The following is a 3209-nucleotide window of genomic DNA, read 5'->3' on the forward strand; positions in this document are numbered from 1 at the left end:
ACGAAGCGCCGCATCAGCTTCCCCCGCAGAATCACGAGAGAATAATAGCAAAGCAGCGGCGTTTTCACACAGCCAGGTTCAAAAGCTGACCTGGCTCGAACGGCCGCTTCTGGCGCAAGGCAGCCGCTCGTTGCTGTTTGCAATTTGGCATCGTTCGGCCGCATTATGCGCGCTTGATGGCTTGCGGGGAATGACGCCCGCAGTGAACCGAAGGGAGGACCGACATGACGGTTTCGACGGAACGCGCAGTCCTTGCCGGTGGCTGCTTCTGGGGCATGCAGGATTTGATCCGCCGCTACCCCGGCGTGATTTCGACGCGGGTGGGCTACACCGGCGGCGAGGTGCCGAACGCGACCTATCGCAACCACGGCAATCACGCCGAAGGCATCGAGATCATCTTCGATCCGAAAGTGATCAGCTATCGCAAGCTGCTGGAGTTCTTCTTCCAGATTCACGATCCGTCAACCCTGAATCGCCAGGGCAACGATCTGGGCCCGAGCTACCGGTCGGCCATCTTCTATACCAATGATGAGCAGAAGCGGGTCGCAGAAGACACCATCGCCGACGTCGATGCCTCAGGTCTTTGGCCGGGCAAGGTCGTCACCGAGGTGGCGCCCGTCGGTCCGTTCTGGGAGGCGGAGCCCGAGCATCAGGATTATCTGGAGAAATATCCTGACGGGTACACCTGCCACTTCATCCGGCCGGACTGGACGCTGCCGCACCGGGCGGAGAAAGCGGAGCCAGGGGTGAGGGGAGCCGCGTGACCAAAGCCTCCGATCTCCTGGTCGCGGCCCTCGAAAACGAGGGCGTCGAATACATCTTCGCCATTCCCGGCGAGGAGAATCTCGACGTGCTGGACTCGCTGCGGCGCTCGAAGATCAAGCTCGTGCTGACGCGGCACGAGCAGGCCGCCGGCTTCATGGCGGCCACCTATGGGCGGCTCACCGGACGGGCGGGCGTCTGCCTGACGACGCTCGGTCCCGGCGCGCTCAACCTGACGACATCTGCGGCCTACGCCCATCTCGGCGCGATGCCGATGGTGATGCTGACAGGACAAAAGGCGATCCGGAGCAGCCGTCAGGCGCGCTTCCAGATCGTCGACATCGTCGCGACCATGCGGCCGCTGACCAAGATGGCGACCCAGATCGTGTCAGCGCAAAGTATTCCGACCCTGGTTCGCGATGCCTTCCGCGTGGCGCAGCAGGAACGACCGGGCCCGGTGCATCTCGAACTGCCCGAGGACATCGCGGCCGATGAAGCCACAGCCGATATGATTCCCCCGCACACCGTCGAGCTGCCGGTGGCGCCAGCGGCAGCCATCGATCGCGCCGCCGCCATGATCATGGCCGCCAAAACGCCGCTCGTGATGCTGGGCGCCGCGGCAAGCCGCCCGCAACTTGCCGAGCCGCTGTCGGCGTTCGTGCGGCGGTGCAAGATTCCGTTCTTCAACACCCAGATGGGCAAGGGCGCCGTCAATGCCGGCTGCAACCTCTATATGGGCACGGCCGCGTTGTCGGAGCGCGATTGGGTGCACGAGGCCATCGACCAGGCCGACCTGATCATTTCGATCGGCCATGACACCGTCGAGAAGCCGCCGTTCCTGATGGGTCATGACGGACCGCAGGTGATCCATGTCGGCGTCACACCGGCGACGGTGGAGCAGGTCTACTTCCCGCAGGCCGAGATCGTCGGTGACGTCGGCGCGGGCCTTGCCGCGCTCGCCGATCGCCTCGAAGGCAAGCTCCCCAATGGTCAGGCATTGCTAAGTTTGCGGGATGGGATTCTGGCCCATCTCGCCGAGCGTTCGACCGAGGACCGGTTTCCGCTGACGCCGCAGCGCATCGTGCACGACGTCCGCGCCGTCATTCCGCCGGACGGCATCGTTGCCCTCGACAACGGCATGTACAAGATTTGGTTCGCGCGCAACTATCGCACCAGCGTCGCCAACACGCTGCTGCTCGACAACGCACTGGCGACCATGGGGGCGGGGCTGCCTTCGGCGATCGCGGCGGCGCTGCTTTATCCCAAGCGGCGCGTGCTGGCGGTCTGCGGCGACGGCGGCTTCATGATGAATTCGCAGGAGCTGGAAACGGCGGTGCGGCTCAAGCTGAACCTCGTCGTGCTGATACTGGAGGATCGCGCCTACGGCATGATCCGCTGGAAACAGGAAGTCGACAAATTTCCCGACTTCGGCCTCGAGTTCGGCAACCCTGATTTCGTCGCCTATACCAAATCATACGGCGCCAAGGGCGCGCGCGTCGGCAAGGTCTCGGAGCTCTCGACGATGCTGGAGGGAGCTTTCAGCGAAGGCGGCGTGCATCTCGTCGTGGCGCCCGTCGACTACAGCGAGAACATGCGCGTGCTCGTCGACGAGTTGCACTCGGTAGCCCAGGCCGGCTGAAAGCGCGTTTCTGGCGCCAAGCGGCCAATCCGCGGTTGGCGATCGCCGGCAGTTCCGCAAGTGCGACAAAACAACCCGACGGGCAAATCACTTCTGATTTTGCGGAAGTTGTGTCAAGTCCCGAAATGAAAAATATTTCTGTTTACCAGAAGGTAAATCAGGTGCATACCTTTGGCCATCCCGTCCTTACTCAGAAGGGCGTCGGCCGTCGTCACGGACGTTGGGCGGGTTGCGGTGGACGCTTGTTTGCGCTGAGACGATGGCGTGGATGGGCGTACGGCAAAACCGTGTGGTCCTGGCGCCCGTTGCAGGTGTCAAACTGTCGGGTAGGCGAGAGCTGAACGGCAGCGACGGAGTCAACCAAGAACTCGTCTCCGGGGAGATCACGGCATAAGCCGTAAAGCCATTGCGCAGGGAAGGCCGGGTGTTCTCCGCTGCCCTGTATGCTCGTGTGCACCATCTGTTGCACAATCGCACACGAGACCGCGGGTGCAGCGCGCACCCGGTCTTCCCTGCGCCCTCATTTTCGAGGGCAAGGAAATTTCTGGCAAAGCTCGGGCGCAATGCGCCGCGAGAATGCGAAACTGCGTTTTGGATGATGGTGCAACAACAAACACCGCCGTCGTCCCGGGCTTGACCCGGGACCCACAACCACAGGAAGCAGTTTTGCGAATGGTCTCTGCTACCGAGCTTCATCGAGAGATCACGCGGGATGGGTCCCGGCCTTCGCCCTAGGGCATGCACACATGTCTGAGGCTCCATCCTGCGGCGGCGGCGTGGAAGTATTCGAGGCCGTGCTTCATGGTGA

Annotated in this window: 2 protein-coding genes; both read left to right on the forward strand. The window is 62.8% G+C overall.

The features are described from left to right. Positions 1-224 precede the first annotated feature (224 nt). Positions 225-764, forward strand: a complete 540-nt coding sequence (gene msrA, locus JQ574_RS34690; RefSeq protein ID WP_212215241.1) for a peptide-methionine (S)-S-oxide reductase MsrA — start codon at positions 225-227, stop codon at positions 762-764. Next, positions 761-2401 (forward strand): acetolactate synthase large subunit, encoded by a 1641-nt coding sequence (locus JQ574_RS34695; RefSeq protein WP_212215243.1) that lies wholly within the window; start codon positions 761-763, stop codon positions 2399-2401. Before msrA ends, JQ574_RS34695 begins: the two co-directional genes overlap by 4 nt. The last annotated feature ends 808 nt before the right edge of the window (positions 2402-3209 follow it).

The sequence above is a fragment of the Bradyrhizobium sp. AUGA SZCCT0158 genome (assembly GCF_018130065.1).
GTDB lineage: Bacteria > Pseudomonadota > Alphaproteobacteria > Rhizobiales > Xanthobacteraceae > Bradyrhizobium.

Coding starts and splice junctions, on each gene's coding strand:
- msrA (WP_212215241.1), top strand. CDS start 225: ATGACGGTTTCGACGGAACGCGCAGTCCTTGCCGGTGGCTGCTTCTGG.